The sequence below is a fragment of the Mycobacterium sp. 050272 genome (genome assembly GCF_039023525.1).
Taxonomy (GTDB): Bacteria; Actinomycetota; Actinomycetes; order Mycobacteriales; family Mycobacteriaceae; genus Mycobacterium.
Window position 1 is genome coordinate 1 of record NZ_JBCHKV010000004.1, and the last position, 17,587, is coordinate 17,587.

General features: G+C 59.2%; 12 protein-coding genes and 4 pseudogenes. 6 read left to right on the plus strand and 10 right to left on the minus strand.

What is annotated here, in order from left to right:
• Window positions 1-199: 199 nt before the first annotated feature.
• Window positions 200-319: pseudogene (locus tag AAHS21_RS09945) on the minus strand (integrase core domain-containing protein); the annotation flags it as partial.
• A gap of 16 nt (window positions 320-335) precedes the next feature.
• Here AAHS21_RS09945 and AAHS21_RS09950 point away from each other — a divergent pair.
• Window positions 336-443: pseudogene (locus tag AAHS21_RS09950) on the plus strand (short-chain dehydrogenase); the annotation flags it as partial.
• Between the two features lie 327 nt (window positions 444-770).
• On the plus strand, window positions 771-3,407 hold the full coding sequence (locus AAHS21_RS09955) for a hypothetical protein (RefSeq protein WP_342927517.1): 2,637 nt from the start codon (window positions 771-773) through the stop codon (window positions 3,405-3,407).
• 38 nt (window positions 3,408-3,445) lie between these two features.
• On the opposite strand, the gene AAHS21_RS09960 is transcribed toward AAHS21_RS09955, so the two are convergent.
• The 4 genes and pseudogenes from AAHS21_RS09960 to AAHS21_RS09975 all read right to left on the minus strand — a co-directional run.
• On the minus strand, window positions 3,446-4,360 hold the full coding sequence (locus AAHS21_RS09960; RefSeq protein WP_342927518.1) for a hypothetical protein: 915 nt from the start codon (window positions 4,358-4,360) through the stop codon (window positions 3,446-3,448).
• 119 nt (window positions 4,361-4,479) lie between these two features.
• Window positions 4,480-5,616: a hypothetical protein gene (locus tag AAHS21_RS09965; protein WP_342927519.1), complete on the minus strand. Its 1,137-nt coding sequence runs from the start codon at window positions 5,614-5,616 to the stop codon at window positions 4,480-4,482.
• Between the two features lie 116 nt (window positions 5,617-5,732).
• Complete coding sequence (locus AAHS21_RS09970; protein ID WP_342927887.1) at window positions 5,733-7,745, minus strand: DUF4185 domain-containing protein; 2,013 nt, start codon at window positions 7,743-7,745, stop codon at window positions 5,733-5,735.
• A gap of 48 nt (window positions 7,746-7,793) precedes the next feature.
• Window positions 7,794-8,477: pseudogene (locus AAHS21_RS09975) on the minus strand (DUF1906 domain-containing protein); the annotation flags it as partial.
• A gap of 781 nt (window positions 8,478-9,258) precedes the next feature.
• On the opposite strand from AAHS21_RS09975, the gene AAHS21_RS09980 reads away from it, so the two are divergent.
• Window positions 9,259-9,753 carry a hypothetical protein gene (locus tag AAHS21_RS09980; protein WP_342927520.1) on the plus strand — a complete coding sequence of 165 codons (495 nt, stop codon included), beginning with the start codon at window positions 9,259-9,261 and terminating at the stop codon, window positions 9,751-9,753.
• Window positions 9,750-10,373 (plus strand): protease inhibitor I42 family protein, encoded by a 624-nt coding sequence (locus AAHS21_RS09985; protein WP_342927521.1) that lies wholly within the window; start codon window positions 9,750-9,752, stop codon window positions 10,371-10,373. Before AAHS21_RS09980 ends, AAHS21_RS09985 begins: the two co-directional genes overlap by 4 nt.
• Window positions 10,374-10,523: 150 nt before the next feature.
• On the opposite strand, the gene AAHS21_RS09990 is transcribed toward AAHS21_RS09985, so the two are convergent.
• From AAHS21_RS09990 to AAHS21_RS10000, 3 genes and pseudogenes are all read right to left on the minus strand, one after another.
• Complete coding sequence (locus tag AAHS21_RS09990) at window positions 10,524-12,068, minus strand: radical SAM protein (protein ID WP_342927522.1); 1,545 nt, start codon at window positions 12,066-12,068, stop codon at window positions 10,524-10,526.
• 3 nt (window positions 12,069-12,071) lie between these two features.
• Window positions 12,072-12,689, minus strand: coding sequence for a hypothetical protein (locus AAHS21_RS09995; RefSeq protein ID WP_342927523.1), 618 nt, complete (start codon window positions 12,687-12,689; stop codon window positions 12,072-12,074).
• Window positions 12,690-13,043: 354 nt separating this feature from the next.
• Window positions 13,044-14,600 (minus strand): annotated as a pseudogene (locus AAHS21_RS10000) (APC family permease); the annotation flags it as partial.
• 229 nt (window positions 14,601-14,829) lie between these two features.
• Here AAHS21_RS10000 and AAHS21_RS10005 point away from each other — a divergent pair.
• Together AAHS21_RS10005 and usfY are read left to right on the plus strand one after the other, a co-directional pair.
• Window positions 14,830-15,846, plus strand: a complete 1,017-nt coding sequence (locus AAHS21_RS10005; RefSeq protein ID WP_342927524.1) for an acyl-ACP desaturase — start codon at window positions 14,830-14,832, stop codon at window positions 15,844-15,846.
• Between the two features lie 106 nt (window positions 15,847-15,952).
• The gene (gene usfY / locus AAHS21_RS10010; RefSeq protein WP_342927525.1) at window positions 15,953-16,252 is read left to right on the plus strand and encodes a protein UsfY; all 300 of its coding nucleotides are present in this window, start codon (window positions 15,953-15,955) and stop codon (window positions 16,250-16,252) included.
• On the opposite strand, the gene hypB is transcribed toward usfY, so the two are convergent.
• Window positions 16,246-17,049, minus strand: a complete 804-nt coding sequence (hypB, locus tag AAHS21_RS10015; protein ID WP_342927526.1) for a hydrogenase nickel incorporation protein HypB — start codon at window positions 17,047-17,049, stop codon at window positions 16,246-16,248. The two genes, usfY and hypB, sit on opposite strands and share 7 nt — an antisense overlap.
• A 12-nt stretch (window positions 17,050-17,061) precedes the next feature.
• Window positions 17,062-17,403: a hydrogenase maturation nickel metallochaperone HypA gene (locus AAHS21_RS10020; protein ID WP_342927527.1), complete on the minus strand. Its 342-nt coding sequence runs from the start codon at window positions 17,401-17,403 to the stop codon at window positions 17,062-17,064.
• Window positions 17,404-17,587: the final 184 nt, after the last annotated feature.

Below are 17,587 nucleotides of genomic sequence, written 5' to 3' on the forward strand. Positions count from 1 at the left end.
CGACGCGCCGTGGGCTTCCCCGGCAACTGTTCCTTCGGCATACCTGCATCCTCGTTTCCAAGGTCAGGAGCCTCCGGGATTTCCAGGGCGTTTCATCTGATGGTGAGGTCCTGGATCTGAACTGCCCCAGGTTTTGTTCCTGGTCGGTTGCGAGGGCCGGGGTTGGCTGGCTCGCTGGTTGTGAGGTGCCGGTGAGGGCGGCCTCGTACTCGGCTGGGCTCTGGTAGCCCAGGGCTTCGTGCAGGTGTTCCTGGTTGTACCAGGCCACCCGTTCGGCGGTTGCTAGCTCGACGTCGTCGATGCATCGCCACGGTGACCGAATCTTCGAGAACCACGGTTATCCGAAGATCGTTAGATCCAGCAAGCAATCGCACTACCAGGCACTGCAAAAGCGACTCTGGACAGTTTCAGAGGAGTTGACCGGCGTTACCTTTCCGCTTTGATGTTCAGCGAACGCTGCGGCTACAAATTATGTCCTCAGCCACCTCCTCGCATCGACATAGTCATCAATGTTGAAGCCTCGCAAGGCTACGCTGACATCGCCCGTTTCTTAACCACGCAGCGCCAATCGGGCGCACGCGTTGGATGACGTCCCCACCCCGCAAGTTGCATCCGTGATCCGCCCTCACCTGGGGCCGGTGGCAAGACTGGCGCTAGCCAAAGGGCTCGACTGAGGGACTTTTGACACTAGTGGGTTGTCATTTGGCTGGATAGCGTTGAAATCGATTCATGCTTTACAACGGGGACCAAAAGAGCAGACGGGGAAATCAATGTCTGACCGCGAAGATGATAACGCCTTCGATCCTCTGAACGATCCGTATCCAGAAGAGTTTGAATTCCTTCACATCGGCACGGCGATCAATGCAGATACCAATCAGCTCCTCGCCGGTGCCGAGGCGTTTGATACGCAACTTTTGGAACAAGCGGGACTGCTTGATCGTGGCCGGGGTAAGTCGGTAACCGATGTGTATGGCGACGGTTCTAGCTCCGAATCGCAAGACGCATGGGCGTGGAGTGTATCTGGGTCCCTGACGCTGAAAACCGGGATCATCGATGCTTCGGCAAAGTTTTACGTCCAACAATCGCTCAATGCTTGCCGTCGCTCAACGCAAATGAAGGTGTTCGGGAGAAGGATCAATTCGACAACCACCACATTTAAGATGGGCACTCAGCAACAATTATTGGACTGCAGAACGAAACTGTTCGCCGAGAAGATGGACAACGTATTGAAAGCCGCCAAAGCTTTCGATGAGAGTGATCTCGCCAGCGTCTCAGCCCTAGTCGCTGCACTGGCCGACTTCTACGACACCTTCGGCACAGGCTACGTCGACGAGATCGAGGAGTCGGGCGTAGGGATCTTCGAAGGCACGTTGAAAGGCAACAGTGTCCTCACCGAGGACACCTTCGGCATCGGGGGCGGTGTCTCGGTGTCCCTACCTTTGGTCAGTGCGGGGATTGCGGCGGACTACTTGAAGAAGCTAAGGAACGCCACCGCTGCGAACGAATTCACGGTGCGGGTTGCCGGCCGCCCCCTCGGGTGCACCCCCCTGGATTGGGCGCAGACCCAAGCCGACCTCTTTGAGAAGGGCGGCATTGAGAAGTGCGTCAATCCCGAGGTGTGGGAGGCGGTGTTCGAGAAGCCTGCGGTGTCGGAGGTGCCGGAACACGCCCCGAAGGATCTTCCTTCGGGGGCGGTCTTACCCAACAGGTTCCTCTCAGCCCGGGCGGCGGAGCCGGTCGGTGCGACAGAAGATGTGAAAGAAGTTGTGAAGACAGCTGCGATCAGGTCCGCGATCAGCACTGCGATCGAAATCATCCAATACGAGCGGCTAGACCCTGAAATCCAGAACGAGTACTCGGAGCGCAAGCAGGCGTTGCGCGCCGAGTTCGCCACGTTGCAGAGCCAGGCGCGCACCGCGGAAGAGATCAACGACCTAGCAGCCCGACCGCTCCAGTCAAACCCGGCGCCGCTGTCGCCCAGCCTCAAGGCGCGATCCCTGCTCAACGTCGATGCGGTCTATTCCGCCGGCGCGGCCGTCGAGGGTGCGGGGGACCCATCTTCCGGATATACCCCGCGAAGCTACGTCTACCAGCCCTGGTCGTATCGGTTCCCCGAGCTGGGCGACATTAGCAAGATGTGTACGCCCGCCCAAGTCGTGTTCGGCCAAGCCTTGGTGTGGTTCTCGATCCGGGCTGTTTTTGCCCAATACCTCGACTACTGCGCCCAGTACGAAGATATGCTTGGACCAGCTATCGCAATTTCAGCCAACCAATTCCGGTACGCGTTGAAGAATGTCGGCGACTTTCTGACTGACAAGCTCAAAACCGATACGACCAAAAAGGATCTCAGCTTCGTTCAGCGCTTGGAAGTGAAACTCAAGGAAGAACTTCATATCGATCCCCACGACCCGAACCAGTTCCCGATGTACAAACACTATCAGTACTGGGTCGAAAACTACGCATGGCTCAAAGAGATTCCCTTCGGCGTAGTAGCTATCATCGAACACGAAGGAAAATACATTTATCAGGAAAATCCTTATCCGGACTGTCCATTGCGGGCTAGGCGTGATCAAAACAAAACCACCAAAACGCTGGACGCCTTCCCGTTGGCCGGAGAGTTAGTGCGGCGCAACGCCTATCGCCTGTACCCAATTATCTCCACAGACATCAACGGAGACCCCTACTTTATTTGGGTAGGGGAGCCGTCCCGACTCACTGGCGATCATGACGACGCGGTCCTTAGGTTCAGTGGCCTACTGTCTTTTTACCCGTCGCCATGGGAACATCCGTCGTACAAGCCCGCCAACACCGTTGGCGATTTCGATGAGACAACCTTGCCTATGCTGATCCAGCAGAGCAAAGAGGGTTCCGATGCCCTCGCCTGGGCTGAGAATGAATTTCCTAAATTCGTTGCCTGGCCTGGCGATGGCGAGCAGAAATTGCAGGATAGATGGGACAATCGGCAAGCGATGTACGGGATGAATCTGTATCCCGGTTTCGACAAAGAAGACGGCTTCGGCGCCAAATTTTTACTCCAGAAGGCGGGGCAACTCGCCAAAGAAGCAAGCCGTCATGGCAAAGTGCTCCCGAACATAACCGGTGAATATGAAAACGGCTGGCCGTTGCTTATGCCGAAAGAAGGGATGGCGACGAAGGCGGCATATTCCCGCAAACATGGTGCGGTGTTTTTGTGGGGACCCGGGCCAGAGGGATGGGACCTCTTCGACCAACGTGACATTCGACTGGTCCCCATCAACTACGACGCGGTGAGAAATGCTAATGGCGTCAAACCTGGCGAAAACTCGCCGTACAGTGTCAAGTCCGGCGGAGGTCCTATGTGGATGCAGCCCCGGACCGATGAGCTAGTGGGAAAGTTGAACGAACTCGTCGATGACCAACCAAGGTGACGATTGGTGAAGGTAAACCCGTGCGATGACCGGTTGTCCTACCCCGCGAGGGCGTCACCGGCGCCCGATTGTAAGACGATCATCATTTCACTGGTATTACTCGGGTTTGGCTGGTCAGACCTGCCGATTTTGCCTTGAGCGGTAAGCTCGTCCGGCGAATCTGGAAAGCAAATGAAGTGGGTTGAGGGAATCCGTAATGTCTGCGTCGCATCGCTGTAGCCCACCCTCCTCGCAATGACAGTCGCTTCATAGCAGCCGCCAACGAAATGTGGCTCCTTCCAAGTCCACTTTTTGCCCTGTTCGTTCCATACCACGGGCAATGCCAGATGTATGAATATGGGTTTGTCCAACCCGGTCTTGCCCCAGTAGCTATTATCCTGGGCATTATAGATATGAGCGCCCGGCGGATCAGAATAGACTTTAAGATAGTACCACGCGATTGCGTAATTCATTGTTGGAGGAATAACTATGGTAACGGAGCTAGTGTACGCCGGATTTGCTTCTGGGCAGTTTCCGATTTTTCCTTGAGCGGCGAGAACGTCTGGCGGATCGGAAAAACACTGGAAATCCTCCGGGCCTCGTACTAATTGGACAGTCGCATCGCCGTAATTGGGTATTCCTGCAGCCAAAGTGATGTTGACATTTCCGTCAGAGAGAAAAAATTCCGGTATCGCCCAAGTGCTCTTCTCGGCATCCCATTCGACAATCTCTGTGTAATCCCACTGGGCGGGCGTATCCACTCCGGTCTTACCGATGTGGACCCAGCCCAGAATGCGAAGACTCACGTATACATCAGCCCCGGGTGGTTGCGAATAAATCTCGAGGTGACGACAGGCGACGTGCACTGTCTTCGGCGTCTCGGCGGGTGTTCCGCCGGCGGCGGAGTCGGCGAGGTCGCCTTGGGCCGCGGATTCGACGGGATTGCCCTGAGGTTCAGCATTTTCCGTAGTCATTGCATTGGACCTCCATCAGTTACTCGTCGGGTGCGACCGGTGGCCGGTACGGCCCGCGGGCCATATTGTGCTTACTACCCGCTGGGACGACAATCGCCCCAGGCTGTGCAGAATAATTGTCATGCGGGGCACCGGGATTCTGGGACAGTTGTGAGAGCGTAAGCGGTCCCGATGCCCGCGTTGAATGCTGATCTTCTTCGATCGGCTTTTAGCTGCCGGAGGAGTTCCGTCGCCTGTGCGTCATTGTCCTGAACCTGTTTCAGTCGATTCAATTGCTTGTCGATGTTTCTTATCTGGCTAACCGTTTCGCTGTGGAGTTTCCTTAACCTTGCTGCCGTGGCCGAAGAGTTGTCGATGTCTGCCAGAATGCTATGGACATTATTGAACGCCGTATAAAATCTAAAGCTGTTATAACCATATCCGACAAAGAAGTTTGCCAGCAGCAGACCTCGTTCCCACGGAAGCAGTCCCTCTTTTATCAAGTCTTTTTCGATTCTGACCATGCCCATGTCAGCGATTTGACTCGCAAAAAACTCTCCAACGCGATGTGCGGCCAAGAGAAGATTGTGTTTCTCGGCGCTAGAGTTGACTGCTTCGATTACTTCGACCGCTTTCTCGATCCGGAAAGACCACCTATCAAGAAAATTATACACACTGATGAGGGTGGACTCTTTTGAGATTGCCTTCGAAATATCGCTGATTTCCACCGTGAGTTCTTGAGCGGCCTGGCGCGCTTCGGCACTTGATAGGTTATGCGAATTCAACGCCAGCCGAAGGGACTCTAATCGGCCTTTCTTTTCGAGGTACCTGGACCAGAGGAGTCCGCTATTGAAGTGGTGGGTCTGTAGCGCTTCGGCAACAGGGCCGGCAACCCCGACGAGCAGATCTAAGCAGCTCATCACGGCAGCTGTTTGCGCTTCTTGGCTTTCCTGCACCCAGTAGTCGAGTTCTCCTTGCCAGTCGCGTTTGCTTTCCAGTTGTTCCAGCGCGTTAAGGAGCAGTCCTCCGCGGTGCGCAAGATCGGCCCGGGTAGCGCTGAGATGTTTCAGCTGCTGCCTGATGTCTTTGTGAACTTGGCTTTCAACGGGCGGTTGAACCGGTCCCGGGTCTTCCGTATAGGTCGGGGTCTGGCTGTCCTGATCAGAAGTTGGGTCCTCATCTTGTGTTTCCGGATAGTCGGAGTGGACGTGCTGGATTTGACTCTCAAGATCGGCATACGCATCGCTGAGATCAGGCCAGCCATAATCGGTGTCCATGCGGAAACCTCCCTAAGTAAACGGCTCACATAAGCAGATATGCAGAGCAAGCTTGGTTAAGCAGAACCTTTCGACAACAGGAGCGCTTCCAGTTCCCGGCCATCAGGGTATTCACTTCACATGCCGCTGCCGCTTCTTGCGGGCTGGCTAGGCCCAGTGTCGGGTGCGTTCCGCCGACGGGACTGAGCCTTCGTCGCAGCTTTTTTGGCCTGCCCGTTTGGGCTGACTGAGGGTCGCTTACGACCATTATTTGAGCCAACGGCGCGCTCCAAAGTCTGAACTGACGCCATATCCGGGGGTAGCGGGACCTTGAACTGCATTACGTGGTAAGGCCAGGGACCGGGTGCTTTCCACTGGCTGACGAGGATATGGAAGCCGGCGTCTAGGCGCGAACCCGGAACGATGGAAGGCCCGTACAATTGGGCCACGGCGTCGCCGGCCTCGGCGCCCCAGTCGGCGCCGTGTATCGGGATGTTCATGGGCACGTTGTAGAGGTTGGAGGTGATGTCGGGGAACACCCGCAGCTCAAGGCGGTATGCGAAGTTGTTGAAAACCACGAACACCCATTGACCCTGAATGCGCCGAAGGCACATCTCGCCGTAGCCGCCTTCAAGAACCGGCGTCGGTTCGTTGCCCCAAGCCCATCCGTTTGCACCAAAACCCCAGCCCTCATAAGCGCCCGGGTCGGTAAGCCTGTCGGCGGGAACGCGACGCAAAATTATCGGCGCGTCGCGTGCGACGCGGAAGGCCGTGGACATCACGTAGACGAACCCGTCATCACCGAGGTCCCAGGTCCACAGCTGCGCCAGCCCGTTGTGGGTCCCGCCGTCGAAGCGGGGGCCCGGGCGGAACCAGGTGTGGCCGTCGTCGGTGGATTTCCAGATTTCGGTGAACCCGACGTTTCCGAACGGGAAGTGCGCGCTCGCGTGGAGGTACATTGCGTTGCCGATCGTCATCACGTCCGAGGGCAACACGGTGGTGTCACCCGAGGGGAGGTGGTGGGGGTACGGCCAGAGTTGTCGAGCGTAGTTCGGGTCTCCGCCGGCCGCCTCGCTCCAAACAATGCCCTGGTCCAAATTTTTGGTATCGGAGAACAGGGCGACAGGTGCACGCCAGTCGCTGCCGGCCACCCGCGGCTCGCGGAACGTGTCGCCGAATACAGCCAAGATGCGGCCCGACGGAGTGCGGGCCATGACGCCCAGATCCGTTGCAGCCATGCTGAACTGATCGGTGAGGCCGCCAGGTCCGGTGACATCTTTGAGCTTGTTTGATAAGGACACCGGTGGTCCAGGGTCAATGGGCTTCGGCAGAACTAGTGCTCCGGGAAGTGGTGGGCGCCATCCGCTGTACATAGCTTTTGCCAGACGATCGCGATCGGAGAACAACTGCAACCACGTATGAGGCCCGACTCGGCCGTCGGGGATTAGGCCACGGCTCGTCTGAAACTGTGCTACAGCAGCATGCGTCTTCTCACCGAATTCTCCGTCGGGTAGCAGGCCCGCATGGAAGACCGTGTTCAACCGATCCTGAATATGGGCGACATGGAGGCTGACAGACCCGCTGCCGATAGGCTCGACCCGGTCTGAATAAGTCCCCATATTTGGCGCCGAGGCTGTTACTTCGCCGACGTATTCGCTCACCTTTTGCCCGAAGTAATCCCAGGGAAAGCCCGGACCCACGTCAGTATGGTCACCCTTTCCGGTGGCAATCCGCACGCCGTTATGGTCCGTGAGGCCCGATTCACCCCTGGCCGCGTCGGCGGGACTGATCACCCTTGGCTGCAGCCCGTACCGCCGCGCATCCCGAACTGCGATGTAGGCGGCTACGTCGATGCCATGCCGCATCCTGTCTAACCAGTCCTGGCGGGACCACCGCGCGAACGACCCAGCGAAAGCCAGATTGATGGATTTGGAGTTGCCGGGCTCAAACACCGCGTTGGCGAGATTGTCGGTGTCAACGACGTTGTATACCTGTCCATCGTTGTCGACGGTGTAATGGTACGAAACCTCAGCGTCGTTGTTGCACATATAGTTGGCGAGATTTCGCGCAGACTTGCTGTAGCCATCCTCGGTGTGGAGCACGAACCACAAGACCTCGGATTTGCGGGAGTCGAAATAGGGGCTTTCCATGTCAGTGTGCTCTTCGAAGTCAGGCTTCGACACTGTGGCGTGGTCTGGCCGGTCAAGACTCCACTGACCGAAATCGTCTGCGAGAACTTCGTCTTCGTCGACAGCGATGTCGGTTATACGGGGACCGGGGTGTGACGCGGTGTCGACGACGTCCTGGTAGAGCACCGCTGAGGGTTCCTGGTTACCACACGACCAGGCTTTCGTTTGCCAGACCCAGCGACGACCAGGCGTCGTCGAGTAACCAACGACGCCGTCGTCGATCGCCCAGGCGCATACGCGGGAGTGGCCGTAGATACCGGTACGGTCCACTCCCAGAACAGAGTTGATCCCGCGGAACCACTCGGCGGCCACGCTGTTCCAGCGAGCGAGATCGATGTCCTCATCGATCGTGAAGAAGATTGGCGCCGAGTCCGGCCCGCCGGCAGCTTTGTGCAGCCGCATCGCGGTCTGCGCATCAGCAACCCCGCCGGCGAAACCGCGGGTGAAATCTGACGGCGCGGATCCGTCCGGCTTGCCATATTGAAAGTTGCTCACAATTTGCAGGCCCTGAGCGCGTAGCGCGTCGGCGTACTCGCGGGTTACAGGTTTTGCGCCGAAGGTGGTGCCCGGCCGCGATTCCGACACATAGGCGATCACGCCGCCATACCCGGCAGCTTTGATGGCGGCTGGTGGGATCTCCTGGGCAGAAAAATCGATGAGCTTCACAACTTTCCCCTTGCCGAGGGCAAACAATTTGCGTGATCAACACAGTTTTCGCGACGCCGTTCTGCTCTGCGCTCGCTCTGTTGTACTGCTGGAAATTTCCGCAAGTACGAATGAATTACTTCCCGCTAACACGTACGAGCCTGAACGTGTTGCCTTCGAGTCTTGGCCGGGCGCCACCCTCGACCAAGGGGCTTAAGGCCCTAAGTGTCTCGGCGAACGACACCTGAGTTGGCGCCCCCCCTTGGGGCCCACCCTTGGCGCCTCGACCGGCGTGGGCTGACCGGCCTAAGCGTTGTGCTTACCGTGTCCGGCTGCCATAGCGGCGCGGCTCGATCAGCTAGGCGGCGCTCAAGAACAAACATTTTTTGTCGTAAGTTAGTTTCGTTCTTATGAGGCACCTTTCGGAAATTTCTTTATTGTTTGAGCTCGTCAGACGACACGGCAATAGGCATACTGGTTCTGTCGATATACATTTTCTGGATAACTGAAATGAACGTGATATGCTCATAAAATCATTCTCGGTTTTGTCACGAGCGCGTCAACCGATGCCCTCATTTGGAGCCCTCGATCGCATCCGAATCGAATTCAAGGACTGCAGAACTCGTCGAACGATCCGACGAATCCAGGATGTATAAATCAAGCCGCTTAATGTACTGATTCGCAGGGGATCTGCTGACGATACTCTTCGCGGCCTCCAGGACTGGGGCCGTTCGTCTCTAGCGTCGATGGGCTTTTGGCCCTATGTCGGCGCGCACCAGCTGTGGAGGCTGGGTGGCATCCACCTGAATAGTGACAGGGAGGGTAAGTTATGACTGACGCATTGGCCCACGCCGCCTCCGACGTCGAAGGCGTCTTACAGAACGATGCGCGGCGTCGTTCCGTGAGATTTGGTACGGCGATTCTGGTGGTAGCAGATGTGGTAGTGGCGGCGGGCGCTCCGCTGTGGGATCAATACTTCACGCAATCTGACACGGCACTGCAGGTAGGCGCTGCGGTGATTGCGGTCACCACCTTTCTGGGTGTTTGGCTTTTGCAGCGGCACGCGGGGGCTGGCCGTCATGATAAGAACTCGATGCGCGATGGAATTGCTGCCGCGTTCGTTGTCACCTATCTTGTCATTGCCGGTTGGGCGGCGTTTTTGATCACGTCGAAGGACCGAACGTTATCTGCACTGGCTGAAAATTTGATTCCAAACTTTACGGTACTAACCGGCATCGTTGTTGGCGGCTACTTCGGGGCAGATGCCGTTAAACAGGTCACCTTAATAAATGCGCAACATCGCCAAGAGGGCAGCGAAGCATGAAGTTCGAGGGTTTTCTCTACGTGAAGCTTGGTCGGGTAGGGACGAAAAGCGAGGGCCCGGACTACTGGCTGCAGACGCGCGATGGCGAGTACCTGCTCCATTTCCATGAGCGAGAACTCTTCAAACCGGATTTCGAGCTGGAATTCTATAACCGCCACGTCGTGGAGTTAGAGGGGGAGCTCGAGAAGCCCAACCTTATTAGGGTGGACGCCCTGCCGCCTATACGGGGCCGGGACCTGGGCGGGCCGGGTGGCGATCCTGCTGCGGCTATCGATGTTTACTACGGCGAGGTGATGAACGTGATGGAGCGATCCATCATCTCCAATGTTGATGTGGCTGTCGATAACATACTGAAAATCCGCCTAGGCTCGAATCCAACCACCGGATACAGTTGGACAACGGACACAGAGATCGGCGATCCCACGGTCGTGCAGCAAACCAGTCACGAGTGGGAAGGACCGATCGGCCCGCCGCTGGTTCTGGGGGAACCGGGTCAAGATGTCTGGACGTTCAAGGCTTTGAAGGCAGGCACAACTACCATTACGGCTGACTACAAACAGCCGTGGGCTCGTGGAGAAGAAGCGTGCACTTTTGAGGCTATCGTTACCGTTTACCAGTAGTTCCACGCGGACCTGAATTCAACTCGGTCGCGTATTCCTGACACGTGCCATGGTGATGGATCTGCATCGGCACGCCACCGCTCTCAAAGCTTCCTCATCGATTGATCGGTGTTCGGTCTCGTAGGACCGGATCCTAATCCGCACTCTCCATCAAGCAGAAGAACCGTCCGACCGCGAAGGCGGTTGGCCTGACGGCGACAAATAACTCGTCGTACCGCCGGCGGCAATTCCGCGTTCCCTGAGGTCATCTGCTAGCCCTTCAGGCCACCAGTACGATTCAGCGAGCGTTTTGCGAAGGTGGGCCAGCGCTTGACGGGCCTGAGCCAAATGCCGCGCGCGCTCGATGTTGGCTTGAGCCAAATCGCAGCCGCAGTAGACGCATTGCCCATGAACCGGATCCGAATATCGCCTGCAATCGGGACATAGCGCGAGTCTTCGCGGCACAGGTCGTTCGGTGCGATCACGCGTGTTCGGCCGCGACCAGGGCGGCGGGGCCTGAACCTCACGAGGACCGCGACCATCCTCGCGTTCAAGGATCAAGCTGAATTCGCCGATGTCGAACGGCTCACCCCGCGGTGCGTTGACCCGTTGCACCCGCTCGCGAAAACCCTGCTGCTGAAGCGCTAGTGCCCGGTGGTGGCAGTACGGATTGTTGCCCGGACGGCCCAGGAAGGAATGACTGACCCAAGTACACCCGGCCAGGCAGTCGGCGGCATACACGCACGTGCGACAGAAGCCCCACAGATCGTCTACGGTCCGGGTGCGGAGGTATCGTGCCCCGTCGGAGCGTTGCCAGAGCTGTTCGATCGGTAATTCGCGCACATTACCGGCGGTGTAGTCTTCGCGAGGCAGCGACGGACAGGCTTTGAGCGTGCCGTCGGATTCCAGACCCATGCCGTTACGACCGGCGTTGCATCCGGTCCAGTGCATGAGGGTATCGCCGCCCTGCCGGAGCAGCGCCTCTTCGGGGCCGAAGTAGCCCATGGTGTTTCCCGGCATGACGACCAGGCCGCGGGGCTGACCGGCACGGGCCAGCGCGGCAAGCCGCGGCACCAGCTCGAGCAAGTCATATGGTTGCAGCAGCAGAGTCGGGTCGTCGGCTGCCCGACCCATGGCCACGTTGATGCCGACCTGCCAGCTGGATACGCCGACTTGGATAAGCCGCTCGAACATCTCATCGAGGCGCGTCAACGCCGGGGGCGTCACGGTTGTGTTCACAGTCGTCGGCAAACCGCGATCGCGGCACAGCGTCAGCAGGCGCCAGGCCGATGCGGCGGAGCGCGGGACGCCGCGCAGCGCGTCGTGCACATCATCGGGTCCGTCGATTGATACCCCGACCGAGCGCAGACCCGCGGCGATTGCGGCGTCGAGAAGGTGCGGGTGAAGCCCGCGGCCACCCGTCTGCATGGTGGCGAGAATCCCGTGCTCAGAGATAGCGCGAACCACCTCGACCCAGTCTCGTCGTAGGTATGCCTCTCCGCCGATGAGCGTGATCTCCCGGGTGCCCAGTGTCGCGAGCTGCTCGACTACGTCGCGGCATTCGTCCAACGTGAGTTCACCGCTGCGCTTGCTTCCCGCGCGGGAACCGCAGTGGCCACATCGCTGGTTGCAGGCCAGCGTCAGCTCCCACACCACATATACGGGCCGTGCAGCCGTCCAGTCCTGTGCGCTTGGCAACCGCGTCGGTTGCGTCATGCGTCAATCCTTTAGATTCGCCAGGGTGTCGTCGAGGTCTGCCAGGGCGGCACGCACATCGGCGACGTGGCTGGCGTCGAGCCCACAGGCTTGACCGAGCTCGGGGTGTGCATCCAGCGCGCCCAACGCATTTCGAACGACTTCAGCCTCGGATCGCATTTCATTGACGTCGCCACGCTGGGTGAGATCCCGAAGCGGCATGCCATACCGCATCTGGATGGTGCCCGCCGGATCGGCAGCGAAGAGCCGGGCATCAAAAAGTGGCACCACCGCCGCCTCGCCCACCGTCAAATACCACAGGTTTGCTTGCGGGTACTCGATCAGCTTGACGTCGTCTGTGGATGCTCCGTGAGTATCCAGAACCCATAGGACTCGGTTATGGCCTTGGGGGTCAAGAGCTTTCATCGCCGTCGCTGTCGCATCTCGACGCAAAACGGCCATCTTGGTGCATCCGGTGTGGTCACCCCAGGCGTCGAGAGTGCAGGTATTCGGGTCAAGAGTGAGCTGGCCGTTCAAATGCCCTGCTTCTGACTCGCCGAGCCGAAGTGAGATGGTGTGGGCGCCCAGCACGGGCGCTTGCATGTATGTGGACACCAGGTCCAGTTGCTGTAATTGCCCCATGATCTCCTCCGGTCGGGTGGTCGAACTATGCGCCGCAGCTGCAGCTTCGAGACGTCCGTCTCAACTTCACCGCACGAAGTGAGCGTGCGCGTCAGTGCACTCTGGGGCTAGGGCCCTTGGTCCCTTGAGCTGGCGCGCACACCGGGTGGAACGCAGGTCACCGGGCGAGGACCGAATTAGACCGGTTGACACCACAGTTAGACAACAAATCGCTTGAGGAACTTGCGATGTCGAGTCCGAGGAGTCGCCACAGCAATGCAGAAGATTTTTGTCGGGTTCGCGGCATACCTCAGCCCGACCAGCATGCGATCACGGGCCTGCCGATTCGGCGACGTCCGCGCCGGAATCCGTTGCGGCGCTGCCGCGGCTCATGGTGCGGCCGCGGAAGAAGTCCGGGGCGATTGCCCACCAGATCACCATCAGGATCGATCCGAGCAGCAGCGCGCCGATGCCGACCGCTGCGACGGCGCCGACTCCCAGGATTGTGATGTTGTGGCCGTTGTCGTCGGTCAGCCATTCGGGCCTGGCGTACTGGTTTAGCCCATAGATCAGCACGATCAGCAGGGTGACACCGCCCAGCAACGGGACGACGCCGCGCATCATGAGATTTCGCACCGAATTGGTGAGGGTGTGGCGGTAGTACCACGCGCACGCAAACCCGGTGAGGCCGTAGTAAAACGCGATCATCAACCCGACCGATCCGATCAGCGCGGCAAGCAGATTCGTGCTGATCAGCGTGAAAAGGACGTAGAAGACGACGGACACCACGCCGACCGCGACGGTGGAGGTGGTCGGGGTGAGATAGCGATGGTGGGTCTTGGCGAACGACGCCGGCAGTGCCTTGAACACCCCCATCGACAAGGTGGTGCGTGCGGTCTTCAAGATCGTCGTCTGCGTCGACGCCAGTGCGGAGGTCAGGATCGACGTCCCCAACGCCAGCAGTGCGATCCTTCCGAGGACGCCGTTGCCGAACAGTGCCGGACCGATGGACGCGAAAGTGTCTTTCGAGTTGTGGGGATTACCCAGCCCGATGCCCTGGGTCCCGACACCTGCGAACGCGATGGCCGACACGGTGACCAGGGTGTAGGTCGCCAGCAGCAAGACAGCCGAGATGATAGCGGCCCGACCAGGTGTGCGGCTGGGGTCGTCGGATTCCTCGTTGCATGCCACCGCGGTGTCCCAGCCCCAGTACATGAAGATGGCCATCAGGGCTGCTGGGGCGATGGTGGTCCCGAAATCCAGACCGCCGGGCCAAAACCAGGACAGCGACGGGTGCAGCGAAACCCCTTGGCCATCAAGGGTATACGCCTTGACCAGGGCGACCGCCGAGAAGGCGACCAGCACCACGATTTGAAAGGCCAACAGCGCGTGCAGGAGTCTGGCCGAGACCTGGATTCCGCGGTAGCAGATATAGGTCATGGTCACGATCCAGAAGACGCCCACGACCGTCGGCCAGAACCTGCTGTTGGTCATGTCCGCGAGCGAAAGCCAGCCCAGGTCCCCGGCGAATCTGAATGAGTAAGCCGCGGAGATCTCGGCCAGGTTGGCCATCACAATCACTTCTGCGGCGATGATGCCCCAGCCGCCCAGCCATCCCACGATGGGCCCGAATGCCCGCGACGCCCAGGTGAACGTGGTGCCGCAGTCCGGTTCGGCTTTGTTGAGTTCCTGGTATGCGGTGGCGATCAAGTACATCGGGATGAACGAAATGAGAACGACGGCTGGGGCTTTGACGCCACAGAGCTGCGCGCCGCCGGTGGCCACGATGAGACCCAGTGTCGCGGCCAGGCTGTAGGCCGGCGCCATGGACGCCAATCCGACCACCACGCTGGAGAGCAGCCCAAGTGCACCGCCCCTGAGGCCTTTGGCCTTGACGGTCGGCGCTGCAGTGCCGCTCTCCGGACCGGTCATGACCTCACCTTTGCTCATCGCACCGCTCTGCGACCATCATGCCCCGGCGCGGCCATGAGTCTGAACCCGGCGCCGAAAGTGGCTGCGGCAGTGGCCGTCTGATCGCTCGCTACGCCCGCTTGGGTCGTAAAAGGACTTTGGACCCTATTTCCCTTCACCCCGGGTGTGCCATCTTAATGTAACCGCACGACACATATACATCATGTAGAGAGATAACTGAGGGGATTCCGTGTCCAAGGACCTGACTAACGTGCAGCTACTCCGCGAACTCGAACCGGTGGTCGAACAGCTACTCAACCGCCACCTGTCGATGTTCAAGGAATGGAATCCGCACGACTACGTGCCCTGGTCGGATGGCAGAAATTTCTATGCGCTGGACGGCCAAGATTGGGAGCCTGGGCAGACCCGGCTCCCCGACGTAGCCCAGGTGGCGATTGTTCAAAACCTGCTGACCGAGGACAATTTACCGTCCTATCACCGTGAAATCGCGATGAACTTCAGCATGGACGGCCCCTGGGGGCAATGGGTGAATCGGTGGACCGCGGAAGAGGCCAGGCACAGCACGGCGCTGCGCGATTACCTGGTGGTCACCCGCGCGGTCGACCCGGTAGAGCTGGAGAAGCTCCGCCTCGAGCAAATGACGCGGGGTTTCAGCCCCGGCCAGAATCGGCAGGGCGATATGTTTGCTGAGAGTCTGTTCGATTCCGTCATGTATGTCTCATTTCAAGAATTGGCCACCCGCGTCTCGCACCGCAATACGGGCAAAGTCAGCAATGAGCCGATCGCAGAACAGCTGATGGCCAGGGTGTCGCATGACGAGAACCTGCACATGATCTTCTACCGGGATGTCAGCGCCGCAGGTCTGGACATCGCGCCCAATCAAGCGATGAAATCGGTGCACCGAATCCTGCGCAACTTCAAGATGCCCGGCTTCACGGTCCCGGAGTTTCGGCGCAAGGCGGTAATTATCGCCGTCGGCGGTGTGTACGACCCGCGCATCCATCTCAACGAAGTGGTTATGCCCGTGCTCAAGAAGTGGCGCATCTTCGAACGGGAAGACTTCACCGGTGAGGCCGCAAGGATGCGCGACGACCTCGCCGCGCTGGTCAAGGAACTCGAAGAAGCCTCCGACAAATTCGACGAATCCAAGCAGCGCTACCTGGAGCGCGAGGCGCGTAAGACCGAGAAAATCACCGCCAGCAAAGTGCTTCAAACGAAGGGAACGCTGACGCTCAGCGGGCACTGAGGATCGCTGACGCCATAGGCAGAATCACGTCGCCGACCACCCGGATGGGGGAGGGCCGATCGAATCGTCACCACTAGCTTCGTCTCAGCTCTACCGAGGAGAAGCCATGGGTGACACCGCAGATCCGACCGATCATTTCCGCACGACGTGTCCGCATGCCGGCGAATTCTTCATCGACCGACTGTGTTGGCCGGGGCTGATGGCGATCGTGCTGGGTGTCGCGTCGCTGGCTGGCGGCGTCGCCGCGGCAGCGTATGGGCACCAGGACTGGACGCTGACGATGGCTACGGTCGGGGTACCAGCGATCGTAGCCGGCCTGGTTTGGCTTGCGCTGGAGCATCGTCGGGTGTTGAAGATTGAAAGCCGTTGGCGTTCTGTGTATTCCGTGCGACGCCCGAGCTACTGATCCGCCGTCTCACGGATAAGGCGGGCGTCATTCGCGGAGCAGAACTGCCGCAACCAGTTGAACCACGTCGTCATGCCGTCACCGGTGCGCGCACTTATCGGAAGTATCTCTGCGGTCGGATTTACTTGTCGAATGTGGTCGACGTAGGTCGCTATGTCGACGTCGAGGTGGGGGGCCAGGTCGATCTTGTTGAGCAGCACGACATCCACCGACCGAAACATAACCGGATATTTCAGCGGCTTGTCTTCACCCTCGGTGATCGAGTAGACCATTGCCTTGGCGTGCTCGCCGACGTCGAATTCGGCAGGGCAGACGAGGTTGCCGACGTTTTCGATGATGACCAGGTCCAGTGCCGCCAGCTCGAGCCCCTGCAGTGCCCGGTTGACCATGGGGGCGTCCAGGTGGCACTCACCGCCAAAGCCATTGCTGGTGTTGAGCAGTGATATTTGCGCGCCCCGGCCGTCGAGCTTCGCGGCGTCGAGGTCTGTGGCGATGTCGCCTTCGATCACCCCGAGGGACAACTCGGCGGCGAGTGCGTCCAGGGTGGCGGCCAGCACCGTGGTCTTTCCCGATCCCGGCGAGCTCATCAGGTTCAAGGCGCGGATGCCGTTGGTCTCGAAGGCGTGGCGGTTGATGGCGGCGCGACTGTCGTTTTCGGCGAAGATGGACTCGAGCACCTCGATGCGCTGCGACCCGGACGCGTATCCGCTGTGGTCGCCGTGCTCGTGCTGGTGGCCCTCGGGGTCGTGGTCATGGCTGTGTACCGTGCCGTCGTCGTGACGATGAAATCTACCCACGCACTTGCCCTTTCATGACACTTCGACCGACGTGACCAGAAACTCGTTGCCGCACAACACGTCAACGTCGGTGCTCGCGCAACTCGGACAGCAGACCGAGTATCGAGACTCAATCCGCGACTGTTGCTGGCAGGTGTGGCACCGGACCTCGGCGAGCACCAGGTCGAGTTCCAGCTCGGCATCGACCATGTTGTCGTCGAGGTGCTGACACACCAACGACCAACAGAACTCCAGAGAATCGGGCACCACCTGTCGTAGCGCGCCGACTTGGACACGGACTATATCGACGTGACGACCCGCCGCATGGGGCTTCACGACACCAGCGATAGCCCTACACAGCGACAGTTCGTGCACTACACCATGCTGCCTCGAAGGGGACAACGCTGTCGCGAGAATTAAGTGCGGAAAAACGCAGACTTTGTGTGCGAAATTGTGATTGTCGACACATCAGGGCCCGGTCTAACCTGAGCGTAACCGCCCGTGTCGCCAGCCCATAGACACGGGAGTGCTTGCTGCTCAGGAGGTTGGTGGTGGGCAG